Source organism: Eubacterium xylanophilum ATCC 35991, assembly GCF_000518685.1.
Taxonomy (GTDB): Bacteria; Bacillota; Clostridia; order Lachnospirales; family Lachnospiraceae; genus Eubacterium_F; species Eubacterium_F xylanophilum.
Genome location: NZ_JAEB01000046.1, coordinates 1 through 1,770, shown reverse-complemented (window position 1 = coordinate 1,770; position 1,770 = coordinate 1). Strand labels below are relative to the sequence as shown.

The 1,770-nt window shown below is 35.4% G+C and carries 2 protein-coding genes; both read left to right on the top strand.

Annotation, left to right across the window (positions count from 1 at the left end; all coding sequences use genetic code 11):
- Nucleotides 1-659: restriction endonuclease subunit S (locus tag L877_RS12620; RefSeq protein WP_242837133.1), on the top strand; the 659-nt coding region annotated here is incomplete at its 5' end.
- 23 nt (nucleotides 660-682) lie between these two features.
- Nucleotides 683-1,618, top strand: a complete 936-nt coding sequence (locus L877_RS0107250) for a site-specific integrase (protein ID WP_026835487.1) — start codon at nucleotides 683-685, stop codon at nucleotides 1,616-1,618.
- The last annotated feature ends 152 nt before the right edge of the window (nucleotides 1,619-1,770 follow it).

Sequence of the window (1,770 nt, the reverse complement as noted above, 5' to 3'; positions counted from 1 at the left end):
CTTCACTCATGGTGGATTGTCCAGATTATAGTGAGCAGAAGAAAATAGGAGAGTTCTTTGTTAATCTCGACAACCTTATCACCCTTCATCAGCGAAAGCATTATATAATTATCCTACAATTAATTCCTTGGGAACAGCGTAAGCTTGGCGAGCTATGTGAAAGAATCACAAGAAAGAATAAAAATGGCGAATCAGAGCTGCCTCTCACGATTGCGTCACAATACGGTCTGATTGATCAACGTGACTTCTTTAATAAGGTAGTTGCAGCCAAGGACATGTCAAATTATTATCTTCTGAAGAAGGGAGAATTTGCATACAACAAGAGCTATTCAAATGGTTATGATTATGGTTCTATAAAGCGCCTCAATGCCTATGAACAAGGCTGTTTATCGACATTGTATATTTGTTTTGGAATCACATCTGATGACATAGAATCAGATTACCTGGAGTGTTTCTTTGATACACTTAAATGGTATTCAGACATAACAATGATTTGTGCTGAAGGGGCAAGAAATCATGGACTTTTAAATGTAGATACAAAGGCATTTTTTGATGAAGTATCTATCGAGATGCCTTCATCTAAGGACGAACAAAAAAAGATTTCAACATATTTGAATAACCTTGACAACCTTATCACCCTTCATCGGCGTGCTTATTAAGTATAAAAAAGGAGGACTTACATATGAATACAACGACAGTTCCTAATCAAAATATATTGTTTTGTGACTACTACAAACAGTGGATAAACGTATACAAGGAAGGAGCTATCCGTCCAGTAACTATGAAAAAGTACAATATGGCTTATCAATGGCTTTTGAGGCTTGTACCTCAATTACGCATATGTGATCTTGATCGAATCTCATATCAAAAACTCCTAAATGATTATGCTTTAATCCACGAACGACAAACAACCATGGATTTTCATCATCACTTAAAATGCGCCATACTAGATGCAGTCGATGAGGGACTAATCGCACGAGATCCAACCAGGAAAGCCATTATAAAGGGAAAACAACCACGTGAAAAGAAAACAAAGTATTTAAACCAATATGAACTTCATAAACTTATAGAAGATTTAGACCTTACAAATAGAATTAACACAGACTGGTTAATTCTATTAGTGGCAAAAACTGGAATGAGATTTTCTGAAGCCTTGGCCCTTACACCAAAAGATTTTGATTTTAGTCACCAAACTCTTTCTATTTCCAAAACATGGGATTATAAAGGAAATGGCGGATTTCTTCCAACTAAGAATCAATCTTCCGTTCGTAAAATCCCTTTAGATTGGCAAACAGTAATCCAATTTGCCGATCTACTAAAAGATTTGGAAAAAGATAAACCTATATTTATAAACAAAAAAATATACAACTCAACCATAAATTCTGCATTAGAACGCCATTGCAAAAATGTTAACATTCCAATTATATCTATGCATGGACTCAGACATACTCATGCTTCAATACTGCTTTTTGCTGGTGTTTCTATTGCAAGCGTAGCACGGAGATTGGGGCATTCAAATATTACAACAACACAAAAAACATATCTCCATATTATTCAAGAGCTTGAAAGTAAGGATATCGATATTATTATGCGCTCACTTTCAAATCTTAACTCTTAACAACATAAGCACGCCGATTTATAAAAGCCAGAATCAAACAATTCTGGCTTTTCCATATCGCTGATGAAGGGTGATAAGGTTGTCGAGATTAACAAAGAACTCTCCTATTTTCTTCTGCTCACTATAATCTGGACAATCCACCATGAGTGAAG